This window comes from Segatella copri (assembly GCF_015074785.1).
Taxonomy (GTDB): Bacteria; Bacteroidota; Bacteroidia; order Bacteroidales; family Bacteroidaceae; genus Prevotella.
This window is the reverse complement of sequence record NZ_CP042464.1, coordinates 540757-565688: the sequence shown is the minus strand read 5'-3', so window position 1 is coordinate 565688 and position 24932 is coordinate 540757. Positions and strand designations below refer to the sequence as shown.

16 protein-coding genes are annotated in these 24932 nt (G+C 45.4%); 9 read left to right on the top strand and 7 right to left on the bottom strand.

Annotation, left to right across the window (positions count from 1 at the left end; translation table 11 throughout):
- Positions 1 to 113: 113 nt before the first annotated feature.
- The 7 genes from FO447_RS02330 to FO447_RS02300 all read left to right on the top strand — a co-directional run bounded on the left by FO447_RS02330 (position 114) and on the right by FO447_RS02300 (position 10025).
- On the top strand, positions 114 to 2600 hold the full coding sequence (locus FO447_RS02330) for a hypothetical protein (RefSeq protein WP_200757480.1): 2487 nt from the start codon (positions 114 to 116) through the stop codon (positions 2598 to 2600).
- Between the two features lie 148 nt (positions 2601 to 2748).
- Entirely contained in the window at positions 2749 to 4086 is a 1338-nt protein-coding gene (locus tag FO447_RS02325; RefSeq protein WP_203031494.1) for a TolC family protein, read from the top strand.
- A gap of 18 nt (positions 4087 to 4104) precedes the next feature.
- Positions 4105 to 5286 (top strand): multidrug transporter, encoded by a 1182-nt coding sequence (locus FO447_RS02320; RefSeq protein WP_200757476.1) that lies wholly within the window; start codon positions 4105 to 4107, stop codon positions 5284 to 5286.
- Between the two features lie 3 nt (positions 5287 to 5289).
- Entirely contained in the window at positions 5290 to 6909 is a 1620-nt protein-coding gene (locus FO447_RS02315; protein ID WP_200757474.1) for a hypothetical protein, read from the top strand.
- A gap of 26 nt (positions 6910 to 6935) precedes the next feature.
- Positions 6936 to 8252, top strand: coding sequence for a glycosyltransferase family 2 protein (locus tag FO447_RS02310; RefSeq protein WP_118139588.1), 1317 nt, complete (start codon positions 6936 to 6938; stop codon positions 8250 to 8252).
- Between the two features lie 89 nt (positions 8253 to 8341).
- Positions 8342 to 9598, top strand: coding sequence for a nucleotide sugar dehydrogenase (locus FO447_RS02305; protein ID WP_117727032.1), 1257 nt, complete (start codon positions 8342 to 8344; stop codon positions 9596 to 9598).
- A 43-nt stretch (positions 9599 to 9641) separates the two neighbouring features.
- Entirely contained in the window at positions 9642 to 10025 is a 384-nt protein-coding gene (locus tag FO447_RS02300) for a response regulator (protein ID WP_117727033.1), read from the top strand.
- Here FO447_RS02300 and pflA read toward each other — a convergent pair.
- The 3 genes from pflA to FO447_RS02285 form a co-directional block, all read right to left on the bottom strand.
- Positions 10022 to 10750 (bottom strand): pyruvate formate-lyase-activating protein, encoded by a 729-nt coding sequence (pflA, locus tag FO447_RS02295; RefSeq protein WP_117727034.1) that lies wholly within the window; start codon positions 10748 to 10750, stop codon positions 10022 to 10024. The two genes, FO447_RS02300 and pflA, sit on opposite strands and share 4 nt — an antisense overlap.
- 183 nt (positions 10751 to 10933) lie before the next feature.
- Positions 10934 to 13180 carry a formate C-acetyltransferase gene (gene pflB, locus FO447_RS02290; RefSeq protein WP_301331795.1) on the bottom strand — a complete coding sequence of 749 codons (2247 nt, stop codon included), beginning with the start codon at positions 13178 to 13180 and terminating at the stop codon, positions 10934 to 10936.
- Positions 13181 to 13552: 372 nt separating this feature from the next.
- The gene (locus FO447_RS02285; RefSeq protein ID WP_118151167.1) at positions 13553 to 14242 is read right to left on the bottom strand and encodes a thiamine phosphate synthase; all 690 of its coding nucleotides are present in this window, start codon (positions 14240 to 14242) and stop codon (positions 13553 to 13555) included.
- Positions 14243 to 14461: 219 nt separating this feature from the next.
- Here FO447_RS02285 and FO447_RS02280 point away from each other — a divergent pair, with 219 nt between their 5' ends.
- Positions 14462 to 16126 (top strand): formate--tetrahydrofolate ligase, encoded by a 1665-nt coding sequence (locus FO447_RS02280; protein ID WP_200757470.1) that lies wholly within the window; start codon positions 14462 to 14464, stop codon positions 16124 to 16126.
- Between the two features lie 64 nt (positions 16127 to 16190).
- Here FO447_RS02280 and FO447_RS02275 read toward each other — a convergent pair whose 3' ends face one another.
- Together FO447_RS02275 and FO447_RS02270 are read right to left on the bottom strand one after the other, a co-directional pair.
- A complete protein-coding gene (locus FO447_RS02275; protein ID WP_117692588.1) occupies positions 16191 to 16796 on the bottom strand; it encodes an epoxyqueuosine reductase QueH in 606 nt (201 codons plus the stop codon).
- A gap of 260 nt (positions 16797 to 17056) precedes the next feature.
- Entirely contained in the window at positions 17057 to 18190 is a 1134-nt protein-coding gene (locus tag FO447_RS02270) for a metallophosphoesterase (RefSeq protein WP_200757469.1), read from the bottom strand.
- Positions 18191 to 18384: 194 nt separating this feature from the next.
- Between FO447_RS02270 and FO447_RS02265 the strand changes: the two genes are divergently transcribed.
- Complete coding sequence (locus tag FO447_RS02265; RefSeq protein ID WP_200757467.1) at positions 18385 to 19698, top strand: serine hydrolase domain-containing protein; 1314 nt, start codon at positions 18385 to 18387, stop codon at positions 19696 to 19698.
- A gap of 122 nt (positions 19699 to 19820) precedes the next feature.
- Here the strand turns inward: FO447_RS02265 and FO447_RS02260 are convergent, their stop codons facing one another.
- Together FO447_RS02260 and FO447_RS02255 are read right to left on the bottom strand one after the other, a co-directional pair.
- Complete coding sequence (locus tag FO447_RS02260) at positions 19821 to 23078, bottom strand: TonB-dependent receptor (RefSeq protein WP_200757465.1); 3258 nt, start codon at positions 23076 to 23078, stop codon at positions 19821 to 19823.
- 240 nt (positions 23079 to 23318) lie between these two features.
- The gene (locus FO447_RS02255; RefSeq protein ID WP_118139597.1) at positions 23319 to 24905 is read right to left on the bottom strand and encodes a BACON domain-containing protein; all 1587 of its coding nucleotides are present in this window, start codon (positions 24903 to 24905) and stop codon (positions 23319 to 23321) included.
- Between the last annotated feature and the right edge of the window lie 27 nt (positions 24906 to 24932).

The following is a 24932-nucleotide window of genomic DNA, read 5'->3' as shown; positions in this document are numbered from 1 at the left end:
TGTTCTCCCGCACCTTAACCAACAGGTGTGGGAGAACAAACCTTTAAAGGCTAGAGCAATAGCAAAAAGGTGAAAGCTAATTTATACACAAAAACGACAAAAGAAAGATTAACATGAAACATCATTTTACAAAACTTGTTACTTTCTCTTTCGCAGCAATGCTCCTGGCATCTTGTAGCGATTCTAATGACAACCCTTTCGTTCCAAACCCTGGTGAAGTCACAAAAAACATAATAGGTGAAGAAGTGACATCCATCACCGACCCTCAGGAATTAGCAGGTAGCGTTATCAACTACAAAGCGAAAGCAGCAACAAGAGCTGCCGGCGCAACTACAGCTAACCTAAGCGACGTTTATGAAATGCCTAGCTTGCCTAGCCATGACGGAGCTATCGAAATCAAGAATAACGATGGATGTAAGGGACTGGATGGTACCAAGACCTACATCATCAAGAAAGGCACAAAAATAAGCAGTGAGCTCAACATGAACGGAGCCACTCTGTTTATCGAAGGCGAACTGACTACAAAAAATCTATGGAATAATTCAGTCTGGATAAACAATGCCGCACAAAAAGGAAAAATCTACATCCTCAAAGGAGGAACATTACATATAGACAACAATAACACTGCTCTTTTCAATAATACAGGAGTATATTGCTACAATTATGGTGGAACTCTGAAAAAAGAGGGCAGCAACATGTATCTGGAACAAGGAGATGCCTACTTTACTACCGGAAACATTGAAGTAAAAAATGAACTAAAAGTTAAAGGATTGCTTTATGTGGGCGGCGATGCCACAGTAGGTAAACTGTCAACTGAGTCTGATGCCAAAATCAATATACAAGGCAATCTTCTTGGTACAGAAAAGCAGGATTTGTCCGTAGATGGATGCATCCTGAACATCAACGGAAAAGCAAAAGTCAACAAGCTGACAATTCAAGGTTCTACTCCAAAACTTTATGCTTGTTCATTTGAAGTGACAGACAAGATGGTTCTCAATTCAAATGGCGCTGAAGCGCACATCAACAATCTGAAGACAGGAGCTATCGACCAGTGTGCAGGAAGTAACATTTATCTGGTTAACAACAGCGTCATCGACTGTAAGGGTACTTACAAGAATGACAACAATGGCAACGACAGTAGAGTCATTCTTCAAGGAGACAATGCAAATGCCATCTTCAGAGCAGCAGAGGTGAAATACAACGGAAATAATGATGCCGGTAATATTCTTATTGCTCCGGGAACCTACGCATATTTCTCAACCTGCTATATCTTCCGAGCTAGCGGAAACGGAGGCGTTATCTATATGGACTGCGATAAGTTTACCAACAATGGAAATTCGGCAAATTATACTTATGCTCCAGGTCTTTCAGACAATACAAAGAGATATGATATGTATAATGACCCTGTTGTCAAAACATCATGTGACGGTACGACACCAGCCCCTACACCAACTCCAAACCCTGAACCAGGCAAGAAGATTGATGTGATTTCCGTGATTGATTATACAAATCATACTCACGACATCTCTGCAACATGTATTCAGCCATATAATGGCAAATTATACATGTCGTACCACACCAACGAAGAGAACCAGACAGATCCAAGCAAGAAGACTGGAGGTTGTATCGAAGTGTTTAAAACAGAAAACAACCAGACAACCATGTTGCAGTATCTGCAAGACAAGAAGGAACTCTACGACTTCAACCACCTTATGGTGGACGGCAAAGATGCAACAAAGTATGTATATATTGCCGGTCACTCAACCAATGGCGGTATGATGGGTAGAATTGCATTAGATAGCAACGGACTTCTCAACACAGAAGTTACGGACATCGACGAGACTACTACGTTAAACCCTCTCACCATCGTAGATTGGGAACATAAAGGTTTGGAAAAATCTGACGAGAACTGCATCGTAAGAGACGGAAACAAACTGATGGTGGCATCTACCAGAGGATACGGAGTATATGATGCAAACACGCTGGATTTAATCGGCAAGAAAGAAACGCCAGGCAAGGCTAAGCACATCGCACTGAACAACCAGTATATTGTTACACTCCACTACAACAACGAAGTAGAAAGTGACGATGAGGCTGTAAGTGGTACACTACAGGTCTTCCCATTAGGTGCCGACATTCTTACAGCAACACCAGCAAGAACCATCAACGTAAGCAGCATAGCTCCTAACGATGGTAAAAACACTATAGCTATCGATGGTAACCACATCTACGTTTGCCGAAGTGCCAAGGGATTGTCTTGCTACGATCTTACCACAGGCAAAGAAGTGTGGAACTGGGGAGCTCCGCTCACTGCTAATACCAAAGTTCCACAGGGATATGCTAATGGTGTAACATACGATGCCAATTACATCTACCTGGCTTGCGGAAGTTATGGACTGGTAGTTCTTGACAAAAACAAAATGGAAGACGGCAAACCTGTAAAGGTTGTCAAGAAGAGAGCTGAAGCAGGAATGTCTGCCAACTATGTCACACTGGATGGAGGTTATATCTATGTGGCATATGGTAAGAGCCGACTCCGTGTCATGAAGCTCATTGATGGTGCCGCATCTGGAAATGATACCAATTATGGCACAAAGTAAGTGATTTATCAAATATAAGAAACACCAGATGAATGCAGCTGCAAAAGCTCGCAGCTGCATTCATCGTGTTTAATAACTCATTATGAAGCGAAAAATAATACTTTACTCAACTACAGCTCTGCTACTTCTCATGGCAGCACAAAGCGCTATGGCTCAGACGAAAGGCAAAAAGCCGAAAAGTTTCAGCCCTAAGATGCTCGTATATGAGAATCTGAAGAACGATAATGTACTGAGACACTTCAAACAGCGCTTCGCACAACTCGACACTCTCATCAAAAACCCTATATGGGTGAAAGCTCCAGTCATACAGCTGGGACTCAATAATCAGCATCACGCTGATATCAACAAGACCGACTCTCTGTTCTGGTCGAAAACTGCACATGAGCACTTAGCGCTCAACAGACACAACGGTCTGGAAGTGACCGGACAGATTTATGCCCGACCTGACGCGTACTTCGATTCTGATGAAGACGACGCAAAAGAGGTATCAAAATATAAGATGAAGGTTCAAGCCGAACTGGGATGGAACATCATCAACTCGAAGTTCTACCAAGGCAAGGAGAAAAGAACAAAGATTGCTCTTGCCAATGAACTCGACCGCTTGCAAATAAAAAAGCGCCAAACTGCAGACATATATGAAAAGGCAGCCGATGAGCTGACCGAACAATATAATTTCTATATCGGTACTGTCATAGCACACAGACTGGACAACCTCGACATCATGAACGAAGCGTACCAGTATATGCTGGAAAAAGACCGAATCAGCAACGACAAGATGCTGAAAGTGATAAACGATAAGTTGGAGGCTGAATATGACATCTCCGTGCTCTGCACAGACAGAGATATCAGCAACAAGCCTATCTACCGCATCAAACCAACCAAGATTGTGGTAGACACCACAGCCCTCTGGAACCATCTGAACCAGGAAAGTCTGGATGCACGCATCATGATGGTGAAAGAACAGATAGCTGACAACGACAGCAAGCTGACCAACTACTTAAGCACTACCCGACTCACACCATTCGCAAGATGGTCGAGCTACTGGCAGAGCAACAACAAGATTTCGAACAATGCCGACGTGGGCGTAAGATTCACCATTCCTATCTGGAACGAAACGCCACGCAAACGACAGGCACTGGAGACCCAGAAGGAAATCATACGCAGCAGCCGCGGTACCGATGTGAAGGAAATAAAACAGTCGGTAGGCATCCTGCTCAAGAAGATAGACAACCTGAACAAGGCTATAGCCACAGAGGCTTTCCATATAGACCAGACCGGCAAATATATCGAAATGAGGCGGTTTGCCTACAAGAACCAGAAGCAGGGATACAACTATCTGATGCGTATGGACGAATATACGGGACTCCTGGAAAGTATGGAGCGAATGTATAAACTGATGCAGAACCGCGCCCTCGCTATCATCAATATCGAGAAAGCCGTGAGCATCTATAACAACAATAATATCTTCAAAGAAATAGAACTTTGAATGTAAGGAAACTAGAATATGAATGAATTCCAATATAATGGCACGCCACAAGAACAGGCGATGGCAGACTTGCTGAAGTCGCAGAGTCACCGCCTTGCCAGACAGCAGATCATCTTTGCCCTGATCTTCCTGCTGGTTATCGTGCTTGCCGCCTACTATATTGTCACTCGTATGATATGGGCAACCTTCGACGGTTATATAACCCTCGATGAAAACCATATCAGTGCCGTTGACGACATCTATATCCTTAAGGTGAACAAAGAAATGGGTGAAGTGGTGCATAAGGGAGATACGCTCTACTCTTATGTACTGCTAGGTAACATTGTGAACCAATACGACCCGAACATTCTGCCTTCTGCCGTAAAGGAGACTCACGACATGGAGGTACAGGCTAAACTCGCCCAGCAGGAGATTCCTGTATTGCGCACCCGACTTGCAGAACTGAGAAAACAGAAAGCCTCTGAAAGTTCGGACATCTACTACGGTCTTACCGACAACACCAAGCGAAACGCACTGGATGCTGAGATAGCCGAGGTAGAAGAGGAATTGAGAAAGCAGGCTAACAAGGTGGAAATCTACGCACAGGCTAAGAACACCACCTATAACTTCATGAGCCGCAGAGGAGCCGGCAGAGCAAATGCTTCCATGCCTTACTCCAACACTAGCATCTACAACCCGGGACTTATACACTACTGCTGTGCACCAGCCGATGCTTACATCTCAAAAATCAATGTGAGCGACAAAACCCTGGTGTTCAAAAGCGAGGAGGTGATGGTTATCCAGCATACCGACTATGCAGACTGCCATCTGGGCGTAATCGCATACGTACCAAATGACATGGTAAAGTATATGGAAAGCCCTGACGATGCAGACATCATCATCAACAAAGACCTGGAACTGCAGGCTAAGTTGCAGATGGTAGGTCTGAGAGTAGAGGAAATACCAAAGCATCTGCAGAGTAACTTCTCGCATGATGTCAACGCAGTGGTTGCCGTCTTCACCCTGAACCCGAACCAGAGAGTACCGGCATGGGTAATGAGCAACAAACTGCCGGTAAGAATAAGAGTGAACAAGATTGGTGCCATGCTCGATCCGAAGCCACTACCGATGTACACCATCCCAGTAGGCAAGAACGAAAACGTGAAGCGAAGCAACATGATTTCGAGCGACACCAATAATCATCAAGATAAAACGAAATAAAGAATGATTGGACTTAGAAGAAACAAACGTGGAGATATGGTGCTCACCATCGATAGCTATATAGATATCGATTCGACACCGGACATCCAGCCCGACTACTTCGATTGTATTTACATCAATACGAAGAGTGAGCGTGCGTTCCATGCTATACTGTATGGAGCCAGTCCAATCTTATCTTGGAAATGTAGCTACAAACCGATATTCGTCAATACGGCGTTATCGGGAAAAGAACAAATCATCGACTATATCATCGATGCCTATGTGAGCGACATGAACAATGAAAAGGTATACGAGATTATTGACAGAATCAAGATGGCAAGACAGAAGTTTGGTGTAAAAAGCGAAACAAGCCGTCCTACACAGCCTAACCAGCTCTTTGCCAATATTCTGAGATACCTGCTCTCAAGAGACCAGCGAATCATGGGACACCGACTGCTGGAGAAATCGTCTTTGGGATATATCAACCCAATCTTCGAGCACTATCACAGTATGGGTCTCTTCCATCTCAACGAAATGTTCATGTTCATCGACTCTATGGTGGAGTTTGGTTCACTGCGCATTCACCGTTTCCTGCTCAAGGAGCATCTATGCCCTAAGTGCAACCACTCTCACCTGCTCTATACAGAGTGCTGTCCGAAGTGCGGAAGTACGAACCTGAAGATTCAGAACATCATCCACCACTTCAGCTGCGCCAACGTATCGCCAGAGAGCAGCTACAATGTGGGCGGTATGCTCATCTGTCCGAAGTGTCACAAGAAACTGCGCCACATCGGTGTTGACTATGACAGACCAGCCGTGGTATATACCTGCAACGACTGCGAGAACTCATTTACCTCGCCTATCACCAAGTCAACCTGCTGCTACTGCCAGAGCACCTATCCGGTAAACGCCCTGGTGCCACGAGACGTTGTGGACTACGAGATAACGGAAGAAGGAATCAGAGCACTGACCAGTGGCAATATCATGTTCAACAACATGGCGAACATCTATGATAACTTCATGGAATATTATCTGCTGATAAACCGACTGCGACGCCAGCTGATGGAAACCTACCGCAAGGATGAACTCTCGGTCATGGTAGGCAAGATATGGATTATAGATGATAACAAGGATACCGTAAAGATAAAGGAAAGCATACAGGGCAAGCTCTGTAGAATCTTCTCCAATCACAAGGTGTCTTACAACAACAATATCTTCTACGTATCCTCTACCCTCTATGAGCAGGGAGAAACGGTGGAAGAGGCCCAGCAGAAATTGAGCAAGGAGATGTCGGTAGCCATCAGAAAGGTGGCCGACTCGATAGAACCGGACGAGATTATCTGCAGCATGCTGGAAACCAAGACGAAGACCATCGCCAACAACTATGACGAGTTCTTCAACAAACTGCAATATGTGGATATGACTCCAGACGACTACTGCCACTACTCAGAGGAACCTCTGATGAAGGAAGAAGAGAAAGAGGTGAAGCCGCAGGAAGAGCTGCTTGATACGGAGCCGAAGGAAGATGAAAACGACAAGATACAGAAGCGCATCGTGCTCTACAAGAAACTCGTTGCCATCCTTGTCACCATCGCAGGTATACTCATAATCATGGCCCTCTTGGCGCTCACCGTGCTGAGATGAGCCATCAAGAAGAAAGGGAAAAGCGTATGTTTAGCATAGCAGAACATCTGAACGATTTCTTCGACTGGATCAGCACGCTATCGTTTAGCAGTATCGTGAATACCTACTGGTTCCTCTTCTTCATCGAGATGCCAAGATATTACATACTGGAATATCTCGTGATAGGAAACCGACTGATGAAGAGAAACCGGATAGATAAAGAGAAAGAATATGCCAAGTTCTTCCTGTACCGCGAGAATCCACTAGTAAGCATCCTCGTACCGGGAAAGAACGAAGGCAAGCATATATTCAAAATGGTGAACTCACTGGCAGAGCAAACCTACCGGAACTACGAAATCATAGTGGTAGACGACGGAAGCAATGATGACACCAAACTGATTTGCAACGACCTCTACCGGGCTGGGTACATCACCCACTATCTGAGGTTGGAAACAAGAGGCGGTAAAGCTGCAGCCAGCAACTATGGAGCCCAGATGGCAAGAGGAAAATATATCGTATGTCTGGATGCCGACTCTTCTCTAGACCGTGATGCACTGGAGAAGATTCTACTCCCCTTCTACATCGACGGAATGGTAAAGGGCGTAGGAGGATGTGTGAAAGTGCGCAACTACAAGGAAACCATCTGCTCATCGCTGCAGGCATTCGAATATCTGAAGCGAATACAGGTGGGACGCATCGTAACCAGCGAACTGGGTATCTACCACATCATTTCGGGAGCATTCGGAGCCTTCGAAAGAAAGACGCTGAAAGAAATAGGCTACTGGGATATCGGACCGGGACTGGATGGTGACCTGACACAGAAGATCCGCAAAGCCGGATATAAAGTGAAATTTGCTGAAGATGCCATCTGCATGACCAATGTACCTACCAAATGGTATAAGTTGTATCATCAGCGCATCAGATGGTCGCGCTCGCTCGTGAGATTCCGTCTACGTAAGCATGCCGACATTCTGTTGCCTACAAAGAACTGGAGTATCCTTAACTGGTTATCTAATATGGAGAGTGTGGTTTTCGACTGCTTCCTCAATTTTCTGTGGTTGTGGTATATCATCAAGCTCGCCATCACGTTTAACACGCACATCATTGAAGTGCTGGCACTGGGCTACTTCATCAGGGTATGCTTCTCGCAGCTTGCCTTCATCTTGGTGCTGATGGTTTCAGAAAGAAAGAAAGATGTATGGTTCCTTTACAGATACCTGCCACTGATGTCACCTTATACAGGTTATTTCCTGCGTATCGCCCGTCTGTCGGCTCATCTGCAAGAGCTCTTCTTCCGCCGTTCATACAAGGACGCCTGGAATCCTGAGAAGACTTCACGCTATGCTCAGCTTGAAGGAATCTAAAAGATCCGAGTTACTTGCCGTAACGTACATACAGAAGGGAACTCCCAATAAAAGAAACAACATTATAAAACATAAACAGAATATAGTATATGATAAACAAGTCTTTTGAGTTTAAGATTGGAATAATAGGATTGGGGTATGTTGGTACTCCACTAGCATGCTTATTCTCAAAGAAATACGATACATGGGGTTATGACATCAAAGCTGAGAAGGTAGACAAGTTAGCCAAAAGTACAATGACAGACAACAAACCTGTATGCAAGGCATTGAAACAGGGATTGAAACTGACCAGCAACATTGATGCCCTGAAGAAGTGTAACGTGTATATCATCGCTGTACCGACACCGGTGAACAAATCTAACAAGCCAGACATCAGCTGCGTGCGCAATGCTACAGCTGAGGTTGGCAGGATTCTGAAAGAAGGTGATATCGTGGTATACGAAAGTACCGTTTACCCAGGTCTGACTGAAGAGGTCTGCGCTCCATTACTGGCATCTACATCAGGATTGAAATTGAACCAGAGTTTCTTTGTAGGCTTCTCGCCAGAGCGCATCAACCCGGGCGATACAGTTCATACCATCGAGAACATCGTGAAGGTTACCAGCGGTTCTACACCCGAAGCAGCAGCTATCATCGACAGCCTCTATGCTTCAGTACTTACCCATGGCACCTACAAGGCGAAGAGTATCAGAATAGCAGAGGCATGTAAACTGATGGAGAACTGCCAGAGAGACGTGCAGATAGCCTTCTTCAATGAGATGGAAAAGATTTTCGACAAGATGAACATCAACATTGAAGACGTAACGGCGGCAGCAAGCACAAAATGGAATTTCATACCTGCTACTCCAGGACTCGTTGGCGGCCACTGCATCGCGGTAGACCCATACTACCTGATTAACAAGGCACAGGAGGTTGACGTGGTACCATCGCTGCTCTCTACAGCCCGCGAGGTTAACGAGCAGATGGCGGTATGGATGGCAGGAAAGATAAAGAATGCATCTGAAAGCAGAAAGTTCAAGGCTCCGGAGACTAACGTGCTGATTCTCGGCTTCTCGTTCAAGCCAGACAGCGATGATATCAGAAACACAAAAGTAGCCGATCTCTATATCAACCTGGTAGGAGCAGGTTACAAAACCACACTCTACGATCCATTGGTAGATGTAGAGGAAGTAAAAAAAGAATATAACATCAAGGTGACAGATGATCCTAAAGTTCTGGAAAAAGAGTATCAGATTGTGGTAATCGGTACTCATCACAAGTTGTTCGACAGTATCGACATGAACAATCTAATCACTGATAAAGGATTCATGTGCGACATCTACGGCATTCACAAGCCAAGAAACTAAATCTTCAAGATCGGAAAGAACCTATATAATAAACCAGTGAAAAATGGAAAAGAACAAAGTGCTAATCGTCGATGATATTTCAGAAAATATTAAAACTATCTCTGAAATGATAAAGGACTTTGACATCGACGTGAAAACTGCCAATGGCGGAAAAGAAGCCATTGACCTGATTGACTCATTCAAGCCGGACGTGATACTGCTCGACTTGATGATGCCACATGTAAATGGGTGGGACGTAATAGACCATGTACGCTCTAAATACTCGAAAAACGAAATGGCCATCATCGTGGTTTCCCTGTTAAGCAACAAGGATAATATTGATGAGTGCTATGAGCTTGGAGTAAACGACTACATCACAAAGCCTATCATCAAAGCCCGTCTCACCAGCTCGCTAGAGGCTCATCTAAACAGTTTTGCAAGAGGCTAAAGTGCCTCTTGCAAGATTGTTTCTGCATGAGCTATACGATCACTAGTAGGAGGATCTATGCCTTCCAGCGGGTAGGCTATTCGTAGTTTCTCATACTTGTAGATACCCATCGTATGATAAGGTAAGACATCTATACGCTCAATATTAGAGAGTGTCGAGAGGAAATCGCGCAGCTGATAGAGGTATTCATCCTTGTCGGTAATACCTGGAATCAGGACGTGACGAATCCATACCGGTTTGTGTATCTCGCTTAAATAACGTGCACAATCCAGTATGTTTACATTAGAATGGCGGGTGAGTTTACGATGCTCTTCATCGTTGATATGCTTGATATCAAGAAGAACAGTATCAGTGACGGTCATCAGACGCTCGAATTTATCGAAGAAAGCACCCTCTTTCCTAAATGGTTGCGCTGATGTATCAAGACAAGTGTTGATGCCACGCTGATGGGCTTTCTCGAAAAGTTCGATGAGAAAGTCTATCTGCATCAGGGCTTCTCCACCACTTACAGTAATACCGCCCTTGTCACCCCAATAACTCTTGAATCGCTCTGCCTTATCCAGCAGGTCATCGGCACTCCATTCCTCTCCTACTCCCGTCTTCCATGAATCCGGGTTATGGCAGAACTGGCAGCGCATCGGACACCCCTGCAGGAAAATCAAAAATCTGATGCCTGGTCCATCTACAGAACCAAAGCTCTCTATGCTGTGAACAAATCCTTTCATGCGCCGACTTTCTTTTCTTGGTAATTATCCCAAAGAATAAAAGCAAGCCCAGGAACGACTATAAGAGCAGTGACGACACCCAAAAAATCAACTAAATCCATAATTATTTTATCTTTTTGAAAAATGCCCGCTAAATATCCTCGGACAGAAAATCTAGCGGGCAATATTTATTCTTCTAATTGATTAGAGTCTCTCGTGAGCCTGACGAGCGATTACGTCGAGCTGCTGCTCACGTGTCAAGTCGATGAACTTAACAGCGTAACCACTTACACGGATAGTGAAGTTCTGGTATTCTTCCTTCTCTGGGTGCTCCATCGCATCCTTGAGCTTGTCGATACCGAATACGTTCACGTTCAGGTGGTGAGACCCCTGGTTGAAGTAACCATCCAATACACCTACCAATGTCTGGGCACGCTCCTCATCGTTGTGACCGAGAGCACCTGGACTGATGGTCTGAGTATTAGAGATACCATCGAGGGCATACTCGTATGGCAACTTAGCTACTGAGTTCAATGAAGCCAAAAGACCGTTCTTCTCTGCACCGTAAGATGGGTTAGCACCTGGAGCCAAAGGAGCACCGGCTGGACGACCATCAGGCATGTTGCTGGTGTACTTACCATATACTACATTTGATGTGATAGTCAGGATAGATGTAGTAGGCTCTGAATTGCGGTATGTATGATGCTTCTTGATCATGTTCATGAAGGTCTTGAGCAACCATACTGCAATCTCATCAGCACGCTCATCATCGTTACCGTAACGTGGGAAGTCACCCTCGGTCTTGAAGCTGAGAGGGAAACCGGTCTCATCACGGACGATGTTTACCTTGGCATACTTGATAGCTGAGATAGAGTCAACCACGTGGCTGAAACCAGCGATACCTGTAGCGAAAGTACGACGAACATCTGTATCGATGAGCGCCAACTCTGCTGCCTCGTAGAAGTACTTATCGTGCATGTAGTGGATGAGGTTCAATGTCTTCACATAAACGCCAGCCAACCAGTCCATCATATCCATGAAACGTGGCATGAACTCCTCGTATGTCAACACATCACCCTCAACGGCGCGATACTTAGGACCGCACTGCTCGCGTGTCTTTGAATCAACACCGCCAGATACAGCGTAGGTCAAGCACTTAGCCAAGTTGGCACGTGCACCGAAGAACTGCATCTCCTTACCTGTCTGTGTAGCTGATACACAGCAGCAGATGCTATAGTCATCACCCCAAACTGGGCGCATTACATCGTCGTTCTCATACTGGATAGAGCTTGTCTTTACAGAAATCAGAGAAGCGTAGTGCTTGAATGCCTTTGGCAAGCGAGAGCTATAGAGTACAGTGAGGTTTGGCTCTGGTGAAGGACCCATGTTCTCCAATGTATGGAGGAAACGGTAATCGTTCTTGGTAACCATTGAGCGGCCATCCTGACCCATACCACCTACTTCGAGAGTAGCCCAAACTGGGTCGCCGGTGAAGAGCTCGTTGTAAGAAGGAATACGGGCGAACTTAACCATACGGAACTTCATGACCAAGTGGTCGATGAGCTCCTGAGCCTCATCCTCGGTAAGAGTACCCTCGTTCAAGTCGCGCTGGATATAGATATCGAGGAAGGTAGAGATACGGCCTACAGACATCGCAGCACCATTCTGAGTCTTCACAGCTCCGAGGTAACCGAAGTACAACCACTGAACAGCCTCGCGAGCGTTCTTAGCTGGCTGAGAGATGTCGTAACCATACAACTGAGCCATCTCCTTCAAGCCCTTGAGCGCCTTGATCTGCATAGCAACCTCTTCACGGAGACGGATTACTTCGTCAATCATCTCACGGTCGCCCATGTTAGCGAGGTCGTTCTTCTTCTCCTCGATGAGGAAGTCGATACCATAGAGGGCCACACGACGGTAGTCACCTACGATACGTCCACGACCGTAAGTATCAGGAAGACCGGTAAGAATGTGGTTATGGCGAACGAGCTTCATCTCTGGAGTATAAGCATCGAATACGCCATCATTATGAGTTTTGCAATACTTGTGGAAGATTTCGTGGAGCTTCTCTGATGGCTGATAGCCGTATGTAGTACAAGCCTGCTCTGCCATCTTGATACCGCCGTAAGGCATGAAGGCACGCTTCAAAGGCTTATCGGTCTGCAGACCAACTACCTTCTCCAACTCCTTAGTACCCTCGCCAATATAGGCAGCACCATAAGCTGTCAATCCTGAAACGATTTCTGTTTCCATATCAAGCACACCACCCTTGGCGCGCTCCTCCTTCTGGAGTTCCTTCAACATACCCCAAAGGGTGTTAGTTGCCTGAGTTGGTTCTGCAAGGAACGACTCATCGCCGTCATAACAAGTGTAGTTGTTCTGAATGAAATCACGAAGATTCACTTCACTCTGCCACATGTTTCCTTTGAAACCTCTCCATTCTGTTTTTATCATTTTAATACTTTTTTATAAAGTTAATAATTATATATTTTGCACACACTATCTATTTTGAGTTGGTTTTACACCTATTATATATAGTAAAATAAAAAAGCCCGAACACGTTTGTGCCCGGGTTTTTAAGCACCTTTATCTGAAGGTGCGTATATCATGATGTTATCGCTCTTGCCGACAGCATCTGTTTTTCCTATATATCCTAAGTTAATTCCCACTATTAATTTCATGTCTTTTAAATTCATTATTTGTAATTGGCTTGCAACAGTTTTGCAATGCGGATGCAAAGTTACAACAATAAAATGAGAAAAGAGAAGAAAACCAGAACTTTCTTCTCTTTTCTATGCAAAATCATCATTTATGAGTATCATTCTACTGATTCTCAAAATAATGATTGAGATTTTCCATGAATAATCCGAAACACTTGTCATGAATCTGACGTGTCATGGTAACAGGGTTCTCCGCATTCAGGATGGTACCGCTCATTGCCACACCGATGCCCAAATCTGCAAGCGGATCTATATCGTCTGGGGTCAAACCTCCGATGGCCACCATAGGCAGAGAGATTTTATTCTCCCTCATCTGCTCAATAATCTGGCGATAACCTTCTATACCCAACACCGGAGAGAGTTTCTCCTTGGTAGTAGTATAGCGGAACGGACCGCAACCAATATAGTCAGCCCCCTGTTCATGCAAACGGCGAATATCATCAAATGTATTGGCTGTTCCTCCGATAATGAATTCATCACCCAGGAGCTTACGGGCCTCATCAACCGGCATATCATTCTTGCCAAGATGCACACCATCTATCTGTAACTTCTTCACCAGTTCTACACGGTCGTCGAGAATAAAGGTTGCACCGGCACCCTCGCAAGCCAACTTCAACTTACGGGCTATAGGCTCAACCTCTTCATCGGTAGCCCCCTTCATGCGAAGCTGAACCCAATCACATCCTCCGATAAGTGCCAGATAGGCACCTTCGAGATAAGAGAAGCGCTCGTTCTGATGCGTGATAAACTGAAAGCTCGTCTGAAAATGAGCTAATGCTAAAGACTTGTTCATACGTACTATAAAATATAAATTCGCTTGCAAAGGTACTACATTCACACGACAAAATCCTACAATTTACCTTTTTTAAACTTCGTCATTTGGAAATGGGCGGTCTGCCTTGGTGGCTTTTAAAGAAGAAGGATATTTTATTTTGATTTTTTATACATTCCTATGCATTTATATGAATTCTTTTCCGTACCTTTGCACTCAAAATACAAAACATTACTTTTTATGTTGACAGATATTGAAATAGCTAAATCAGTAAAAATGCGCCCTATCAATGAAGTGGCAGCAGAACTTGGAATCCATGAAGACCAAGTGGAAAACTACGGCCGTTACATCGCTAAGATTACTACGGACAAGATTGACACCAACAAGTTTAAGAATCACCATCTCATCCTTGTGACAGCTATCAGCCCTACAAAGGCTGGTAATGGTAAGACTACGGTATCTGTAGGTCTCGCATTGGGCATGCAGAAGATTGGCAAGAAGTCAGTCGTAGCCTTGCGCGAACCATCTCTCGGTCCATGCTTTGGCATGAAGGGTGGCGCAGCAGGTGGCGGTTATGCCCAGCTCGTACCAATGGATAAGATCAACCTCCACTTCACCGGCGATTTCCATGCCATCACAGAGGCCAACAACATGATCTCTGCCCTTCTGGACAATTACCGTTTCCAGCACGAAGCAGAGGGTTTCAAACTCAAGAAGATTCTTTGGCGTCGCGTCATGGATGTGAACGATAGAGGTTTGCGCCGCATCATCACCGGTATAGGAGATAAGAACGGCATCGAGACAGAGTCTGGTTTCGATATTACACCAGCTTCTGAGATTATGGCTATCATGTGTTTCGCAACAAGCATCGATGATCTTCGTCGACGTATCGATAATATCCTCCTGGGCATCACCGAGGACGACAAGCCATTTACCGTAAAGGATATGGGTGTAGGTGGCAGTATCGTAGCTCTCCTTCTCGATGCTTTGAAGCCAAATCTGGTTCAGACAACAGAGGGAACACCGGCATTTGTTCATTGCGGTCCTTTTGCCAACATTGCTCATGGCTGCAATTCCGTCATGGCTACTGCTGCTGCTCTTGAGTATGGCGACTATGCTATTACAGAGGCAGGATTCGGTGCAGATCTCGGTGCAGAGAAATTCTATGACATCAAATGCCGCAAGACAGGTTTGCAACCAGACCTCACTGTTCTCGTTGTTACCCTCCAGGCGTTGAAGATGCATGGTGGTGTAGCTCTGGAAGATATCAAGAAGCCAAACATCACAGGAATGGAAGCCGGTTACTGGAACCTCGACAAGCACGTAAAGAACCTGCAGAGCTTTGGTCAGACTGTAGTGATTGCATTCAACAAATTTGCAACCGATACAGATGAAGAAATTGAAGTATTGCGCAAGCATTGCGAGGAGATGGGTTGCGGTTTCGCCGTAAACAGCGCCTTTGCCGAAGGCGGAAACGGTGCCATTGAACTTGCCAACCTCGTAGTGAAGACCATTGATGAGCGTCCATCAGCCCCTCTCTATTTTGCTTACGATGATAACGATAGCGTTGAGGAGAAGATAGAAAAGGTTGCATTCAATCTTTACGGAGCAGGCAGCGTGACTATGAGCGATTCTGCCAAGGCGATGATTGAAGAGATCAAGAAGCTGGGTGCTGAAAAGTTCCCTATCTGTATTGCCAAGACTCAGTACAGTTTCTCTACCGATGCCAAAGCATACGGTCCTACAGAAGGTTTCGAACTCCACGTTCGCGACATCACCGTAAATATGGGTGCCGAGATGGTTGTAGTCATCGCTGGTCCTATCATGCGTATGCCGGGCTTACCAAAGAGCCCACAGGCTGAGCGCATTGATGTAGTAAACGGTGAGATTACAGGTCTTTCTTAAAGCACTACAGATTTCACAGATTCTTATAAAAAAGCCCAGGGCGTGATGTCCTGGGCTTTTTCATTTATCTCATACTGAATTCGCAACCACAATATAACTGATTATAGAATTCATTGATTCTCAAGAGTTCACCTCGTCGATTCTGCAAACCGCCCTTCCGCCAATTCATATCCCACCATTCTACATCAGGATAAGCCTCAACGGCAAGATGACCGGCAGTATCTATCTGTCTGATATTCTTCCAGCGCGAAGATGCCAACGTGGTAGTAAGAAGGTGAAAACCATGCTCCTGCGCATACTTGGCTGCATGAGAGAGGCGGAACTGAAAGCAGACAGAACAACGGCTGCCACGCTCGGGCTCATCCTCTAAACCCTTGATAACAGAAAGCCATTCCTCATGGTCGTACTCATCCTCTACATAAGGTACATTCTGGGCTTCCAGAAATCGTTTCAGTTCATGTTTGCGGACATCATACTCCTGCTGAGGATAGATATTGCTGTTACTGAAATATACAGTAGGCTTCATACCATTACGAAGCATACATTCTACGATAGCCGCCGAACAAGGTGCACAACAGGCATGCAACAAGACAGCCTGACCTTCAGCCTTGCTTCCATCCGGGAGAGTAAGTTTTACGTATTTATATTGTTCTTCTACAGGAATCTTCATTGTTTTCAATGTTAAATGTAAAATTAAATTATGAACAGCTACTTCTGATGTGAAGTATTTTCGCCTTGCTTCAAAAAACAAATGGAGTACAATCTCACGACACCCCCCATTTGCCCAAATATATGCGAAAACTAGTGCAAAGTTACAACATTTATTCGAACCACCAAATTTTTAACACGTTTTTTTCATCACAATGGTTCAAACAGCTAATATTTAACTGTATTTTAACACTTAAACACCAGTTTCGGTATCTTTAAGAACTATAAATCACGTTTCAGCGTGATAACTGTCAGTTCAGGCCATGCGCCTAGGCGGAAAGGGAAAGAACCACCAATACCCGATGATACATAGAGCATCTGCTCACCAATGCGGTAAGCTCCGCCCCACTCTTTGAAAGCCATGCGGGCAGGCGTCCATTTACCTATTTTCAATTGTCCGGCATGCGTATGTCCCGCCAGAGTAAGTTGTATCTTTTTACCAACTACTTCTCTGCGCCAATGGTGAGGATCATGACTCAAGAGGATTTTAAACATATCAGGTTTCAACCCCTTCATCGCTTTCTTCAGATTACTGCGATTGGTGAAAGGAGGCTGACCGGGATTCTCTACGCCTATTACAGCGATAGATGCCATACCATGACTCACCACATGATGTTCGTTCATCAGCTGATGCCACCCCAGACTTTCCTGATATCCATAGAGCATACGGCGGTTTCTCTTCAAAGCGCCAATAGAATGATTGTTGCCATATTCACAATAATCATGATTTCCCCAGATAGAATAGATGCCATCTGACGCATGAAGCTGCCCAAGGGTATCCAGATAAGGCTCCACTTCGCTGGCTTGGTTATTGACCAGATCGCCCGTAAAGAGAATCATATCGGGTTCTTCATTGTTGGTCGCATCCACCACCTTCTGCACGAAATCATTGCCGGGAGGAAACGAACCGAGATGAAAGTCGGTAATCTGTACCAGACGGTAACCATCAAAATAAGGTGGCAAATCGGGCGAGGTAAAGGTAATATGTTTCAGTTCTAACCGCTTCCAACCCTCTATAAAGCCGAAGGCAAACCACCCCATTACGCCCAAAGCAGGAATCAGAGCAAAGAACCAAGGAAGAAATGCATCGAACAGGATGAAGACAACCTTAGGGAATGCCGAGAAAAGTATGGTAGTAAAGAGTACACGGACTGACAACTTATGGAAGAACCCCATCTGCAACCCCACTTCGGCAAGAACAAGCAACAACGAGGGAACCCACCATAAGATGGCTAGCAGCAAAGGCCACTCACTCACCCCGATGTGCCAAAGCCAGAAGTCGGGCAGGAATGCCAGAACCGACATGACTACTATATAGAATATGGATCTTAATACCTTTTTTAATACCTTCTTCATTGTTTTTCTTTATAACTGGGTACAAAGGTACGATAATTCATAGACAATACAAAATAAATTTAAATATATTTTCAATGTTTTGTTATTTGAGAAGATTGCATTATCTTTGCATAAGATTTGCTGCACTCGGCAATCTGAAAGTAAACTTTCATTGCACTCGATTGCAAAATCTTTGCATAGAAAAATTAAATAAAATGGCACGACGACTAAGAAAAAAACGCATAGCAATCATATTGCTTACCTTTACAGCAATCGTAGGATGGACTACACACAGCTGTGTATCTCGCTGTACATCAGCATCAGACAAGAACAAGGCGGCAGATTCGCTCCCTAAAGTTCACATCAACGATTCCATCTCAAATGCACTGACTGAAGGGAAGGAATATCATGAGATGGACTCGGTAATAGAAAGGTATCTCAAGAGATGGGAAATCAATGGAGCCCAACTCGTCATCACCCGCAACGACTCACTACTCTATGCCCGCGGATTCGGAATGGCGGATAAGGAGCGAGGCATCAGAATGGAGCCTAACATGCTGATGCGCTTCGCCTCGGTATCAAAACTGATTACAGCAGTAGGTATCATGAAATTGCAGGAGATGAAGAAACTCAAGCTGAACGAGAAGGTGTTTGGCGAAAAGGGAATCCTGCGCGATACCGTTTACAACAACAGTATCAAGGACAAGCGATATTACGACATCACCGTAGAACAGTTGCTGCGCCATCAGGCTGGTTTCAACAATTATGCCGGTGACCCTGTATCTTCCACCCGCTACATCATGATGCAGAACCATCTCAAAACGCCACCTGATCACCCTACCCTGCTCAAGATTCTCTTGAAGCGCCACTTGGGTTATACTCCTGGCGAAGGCAAATGCTACAGTAATCTGGGCTACATGATTCTCTCCATGATTATCGAGAAGAAGAGCGGAATGAAATATGAAAACTTCATGCAGAAGTATGTGCTCCAGCCTGCCGGATGCTACGACATGCACATTGCCGGCACTTACTTAAAGGACCGCCGCCCTAACGAGACGAAGTACTACATGCACCAGGGCAGCATCCCTGTGTATGAATACAACAACAGCGGCAGACTGGTAGAGAAATGCTATGGAGATACCGACCTTCCACGTCTCTCGGGTGCAGGTGCCTGGTGTGGTTCGACTGCAGAGTTGAGCCGCTTTATTGCCAGCATCGATGGTTTGCCACATGTCAAGGATATCCTCAGCAAAAAGAGTATTGAGTTTATGACGCGGGAGCAGGCTGACCACCAATACTCTATCGGCTGGAACTATACACCAAAGAGCAACAAACCATGGATTCGTACAGGTTCGCTGGCAGGCACATCAGCCATCGTCCTGAAATATCCGGATAACCAATGCTGGATTCTCATCACGAACACATCCACCTGGAAGGGACATGGTTTCTCTAACGATACTATGGCTTTCTTCGAGAAACTGAGAAAGAAATATATGGCAAACATGCCAAAGAAAGACTTGTTTATCTAAAAGAAAATCAGTTTATAGAGAAAGGAAAAAGTCCCTGGAGAAAGAGAACTTCTCCAGGGACTTTTTTTTTCTACTTTATTATCTTATCTATTATCTGTTTATATCAACATGAAATATGCCTTTTAGAAAGTATATTTCAAACCTACCTGACCACGCCAGCGACTGTAATAATCGCTATAGCTCTTATATGCATAAGCACCGGTGAACTGGTAAACACCGCCGCCCTGATAGTTGACAGGTGAATAATAAGTACCAAAGCCATCACCATAGGTATGACCCCAATCCTTGTTCAGGAGGTTGCCCACGTTGAGGATATCGAAGGTCAACTCGATGGAGTTAATCTGACCAGCTACCTTGAAGCTGTACTTCTGACCGAAGTGAACATCGAAATGATGCTCGAATGGCAGGTTATCAGCATAACGCTCGTAGTACTCGCCACGGTGCTTGCTCAGATAAGAATCGTCTGCAATCCACTTCTTCAGCATCTCACGCTGCATCTCCTCGGTGAGCTTATCGCCATGGTTATCACCAAACATGCGCTTGGTGAAGGTATTGTTGTTATACTTGGTCTCCTCGAAACGCATCTTGTCAATCTGTGCATCGGTTGGGATGTAGAACAGGTCATTACCCCTGGAACCATCCTCGTTCACGTCACCATAATAATAATAGGTGTAAGGTGAACCGCTCTTAGCCTGGTAGATGACACCCAGGGTTGTCTTCCACTGCTTCTGATGACCGTAGTCGATGTGGTAGTAGGCAGAAGCCTGGATGCGGTGAGGCACGTTGTAGGCAGAGTTACCCACCTCCAAATCGTTGCAGTCACGATGAGTATATTGATAGGTCCAGTTACTCTTAGCCACAGAAGAACCACCATTGGCAGCACTGCGAGAACGGGTCCAGGTGTAGCTTGCCATCAGGTCGAGACCGAAGTCGAAATGCTTCTCTGCCTTCAGAGAGAGGTTGATGGTATGACCCTTCGATGTATTGCCCAAGGCATAGACACCTGCGATAGGAGTACCCTTCACTACGCTCTGATAGAGCGGACGGTTGTCCCACTCGTAACCATACTTCTGAGAGAAGGTTTCACCACTCTGCTCCTGAGCCAGATTCTTATAGAGAATATCATTCAATGTCTTTGAGTAGATGGCCTCAGCAGTCCAGTCAATGCCCAACAGTTCAAAGTCGAAACCGAGGTTAAGACGGAGGTTCTGGGCAAACTTGAAGTTCTTGCTGCAAACGGCAATATTCTGGTTACCGGCGGTCACCTTCATCTTATCGGCATTGGCGTTCTGCTTGCTTGGGTCGAGGATAAGCTCCAAGCCCTTGGTAGAAGAGCTGTTGCTGTCGTATGAAGAAAGCTGCAGACCTGTGCCTGAGAAGTTGTTGCTTACCCAAACGAATGGGATGCGGCCGGTGAAGACACCTGCACCACCACGGAGGATGAACTTACGGTCGTTGTTAATGTCCCAACGGAATCCCACACGTGGAGAGAGCATTGGAGAGAAGTTGAGCTTATCGTTGGTCTTCATGCCCCAACCCATCTTCTCAGACAAGGCGTTGAACTCGGCATTCTCCATCGGAGTATCAAAGAACACCGGAATATCCAGACGGAGACCATAGGTAAGAGTGAAATTGTTGCTGGCATTCCACTTATCCTGCGCATAGAAACCGAACTGACCAGATGAGAACTCAGAAGCCCAGTTAGGGTCGCCGGTTATACTTGTATTAGCCTGTCCATATAGATACTGGTTCATGTAAGCCTTGTTAGGATCCAATGTTCCAGCCATGTAATCATCGTAATAAGCCTTGAAGTTGTCATAACCCTTGAAGGTATAAGAACCGAACTTATCAGAGATGAACATGTTCTTGAAATGGTAGAACTCATTGTGGGTACCGAAAATGAAGGTATGGTTACCACGAAGCCATGTCAGGTTGTCCTCAATGGTCCAGATGTCCTGGTTCAGGTAGTTAGCCTGAGAGTTGCGCTCCGTACCGATGTTCACCGTACCGCTACCTACACCTGTGATGGAAATCATAGGGAGATTGGCCTTGATATCACGGCTATCGCGTACTCTTACGAAGCTGACACGTGCCTCATTGCTCACACTTGGAGAGAATCGGCTCTGAAGCTCAGCGATGAACGAGTTGGTATTGCTCTTGAAAGGATAGCTGTAGGCATAGGTGTTCAGGCTGGATGCACTGCCGCCGCCACTCAACTGCTCTGCCTTGACCAGACTCCAGCGGATGGCAAATTTGTTGAACTCGTTGATGTTCCAATCGAGTTTCAAGCCCGCCTTATCGCTCTTGGTGTAGATATCCTGGTTGCTGAAGTAATCATTGAAAGCCACACCCTGCTTCTCAGCCATCTTCTGCAACATATTCATGATGTCCTTCGCCTGCTCGGTATTCACCTTCGAGTTACCGGAATCCACGCCATAGAGGTTAGGATACTCCTTGTTGGTACGCTCGTAGTTGGCGAAGAAGAAGAGTTTGTTCTTGATGATAGGTCCACCCAGGGTGACACCCATGTTGTACTGAGTCTGCTTCTGATACTTAGGCGCATAACCCGTACCATCGAGGTAAGGATACTTGGTACCGATAAGGTCCTGGTTGTAGCCATAGTAATAGGCAGAACCGTGGAACTTGTTGGTACCGCTCTTGGTGATGGCATTGATGGCACCACCGGTGAAACCGCTCTGTCGCACGTCGAAAGGAGCCACAGATACCTGAATCTGCTCGATGGTCTCCATAGATACAGGCTGAGCACCCGCCTGACCGCCATTGTTACCGCTGGGAGCCAGACCGAACACGTCATTGTTTGCCGCACCATCAATCATGAAGTTATTGTATCGGTTGTTGGTACCGGCAAACGACATGTTACCCGAATTGGTAACCGTGAGCTGAGGGTTCAAGCGAGCCACATCGGCTATACCGTGGGTTATACTAGGCATATTGTTGATCTGCTCTGCCGTCATACTGGTAGCAGCACCTGTACGGGAAGCTGCAAGACCCGCCTTACCGGAAACCACCACTTCCTGGAGCTGGTGGGCATCCTCCTGGAGCGAGCAGGAGATATTCTCCGTTTCACCGAGGCTCAGACTGACATTGTTGAAAACCTTGTCCTTATATCCGATATAAGAGATACTTACCTTGTAAGGACCACCTGGACGCATACCCTGAATAGTATAGCGACCATCTACATTTGTTACAGCACGATACACAGTACCAGATGGCTGGTGTGTAGCAGTAACTGTAGCACCAATAACGGTTTCGCCATTGGAAGAAATCTTACCACTAATGCCCGAAGTGGTAATCTGAGCCATTGCCGAAGTCACCACGAAGGCGAGCAAAGCCAGAAGTAGTTGCAATCTTTTCTGCATATTGTTTAGATTCTTTTGTGAATAAATAAAGAGAGAACCGCGCACCTCGTACCGTGAGCTTAACTCCCTCCTAAAACTGATTTTGCTGCAAATATAACTAAAACTTTTGAAATGGCAAGCGAAAAACAGAGAAATATAATGTTTTATACCAAAAATATGCAAATAAACGAAAAAAAGGATGCACTTCCCTCGAGAAAGAGAAGTGCATCCCATATCAAGTTAAAAATAAAAATCTTACGATTAGTCTTTGGTATAGAAGATACCACCACCAACCTGAATCAGGTTCTTGAAAGATGTACGATAACCAATGACGGTAATCTTGTCACCTTCCTTTAGACCAAGCTTAGCAGCCTGCTTCTTCTCACCATTCCATCCGGTAGAAACGCCATATACATAAACCTCGCCGGTTTCATCCTTCAAGGCAAAGTTGCCATATTCGTTCAAATCGAACTTGGTATTCGCCTCGTTTGACTTCACAATCGTTCCAGAGATGCGGTAGAACTTCTCCTTGCTCTCAGCTGCATTGCGGAAATCTGCTACCGAAATCTTCTGCAATGAAGAAGCGGCATAAGATTCTTCATACTGAGCGCCCTTGGTCTGTGGCAGACCCTTGAAAGAAGAACGAGCTGCTACGAGTGTGATGATATCACCCACCTTCAAGCCTAACTTCTCGAAATCACCAGCCTCACCGAGACCATAAACGGTGGTTTCACCAGAATAGTCGGCAATGATAAATTGAGGTTTATTAGGATTGATGATCTTGGTAATGACACCCGTCAGGCGATACTGTGCTGTACCCTCTTCTGCAGCGTTGAACTCTGCAATGGTAAGAGGAACGATAGAACCTTCCTGTGTGATAGAAGCTGTAACAGTAGAGCTCTGCTTACCCTTGGTAGATGTAAAACCAATTTTTGTAGAGCGGGCACCACCTGCATTAGCGTTGGCATGGAAAGAAACTACTGCCTCTGTGCCCTTGGTTACGATACCCTTAACAGACAACCAGCTCTGGTCTGCCTCAGGGATATCAACAGTTACGCCTTCGCCCTTTACAGTCAAGGTAACCTTGAAGTCCTCACCAGCCTTGCTCAAGGTAGCCTTATCGAGTTCTTCAACCTTGATCAAAGACTTGGTATAGCTCAAAACAGTTACATTCTTCAACTGAGGAGTACCCTGGTAAGTATCTCTTGGACCCTGGATAGTAACCTCATCACCCTCTTCCAGTTTCAGACTGGAGAAGTTCTTGTCACTACCGTTGGCATCAAGCGTACCATAGACATATACCTCACCGGTGGCATCCTTGATATACCAGTTACCATACAAGGTATTAGAAATCCTGGTCATAGTACCCTTAATCTTATAAGTCTCACCATCATTACCAGCCAAAACATCTGCACAGGTAGAGTATGGAGGATTCAAGACGCCTTGAAGAATGTTGACACGCTGAATCTCATTATCACAAACAAACTGTAGCATAGTTGAGTTTGCGCCCTTTGTTGCCTCGGCAGAAACTGTAACAACAGTCTCGCCAGCTTCACCAACAGTAGGAGTAACTTTCAGCCAAGTAGGGATAGAGTCTTTCTCTGCAGTCTTTTCCTTTTTCTGACCGTCAGCATCCGTGTACGTGTACTTGTACTTGGTCATACAAACGATTTTCCAGTCAGAAGCGGCATTAACCTTGAATGATGCACTACCACCCTCCACAGGAATGGAAACAAATGACTGTGACACCTGCACCTTGCCGAGAGTATCCAAGGTCTGGTCGTCGTTACAACTTGTAAACAATGCCAAGATTGCAACAAGTGCGGTAAATAAATATTTTAGTTTCATATAAATAATCTCTTAAATGAATAACAC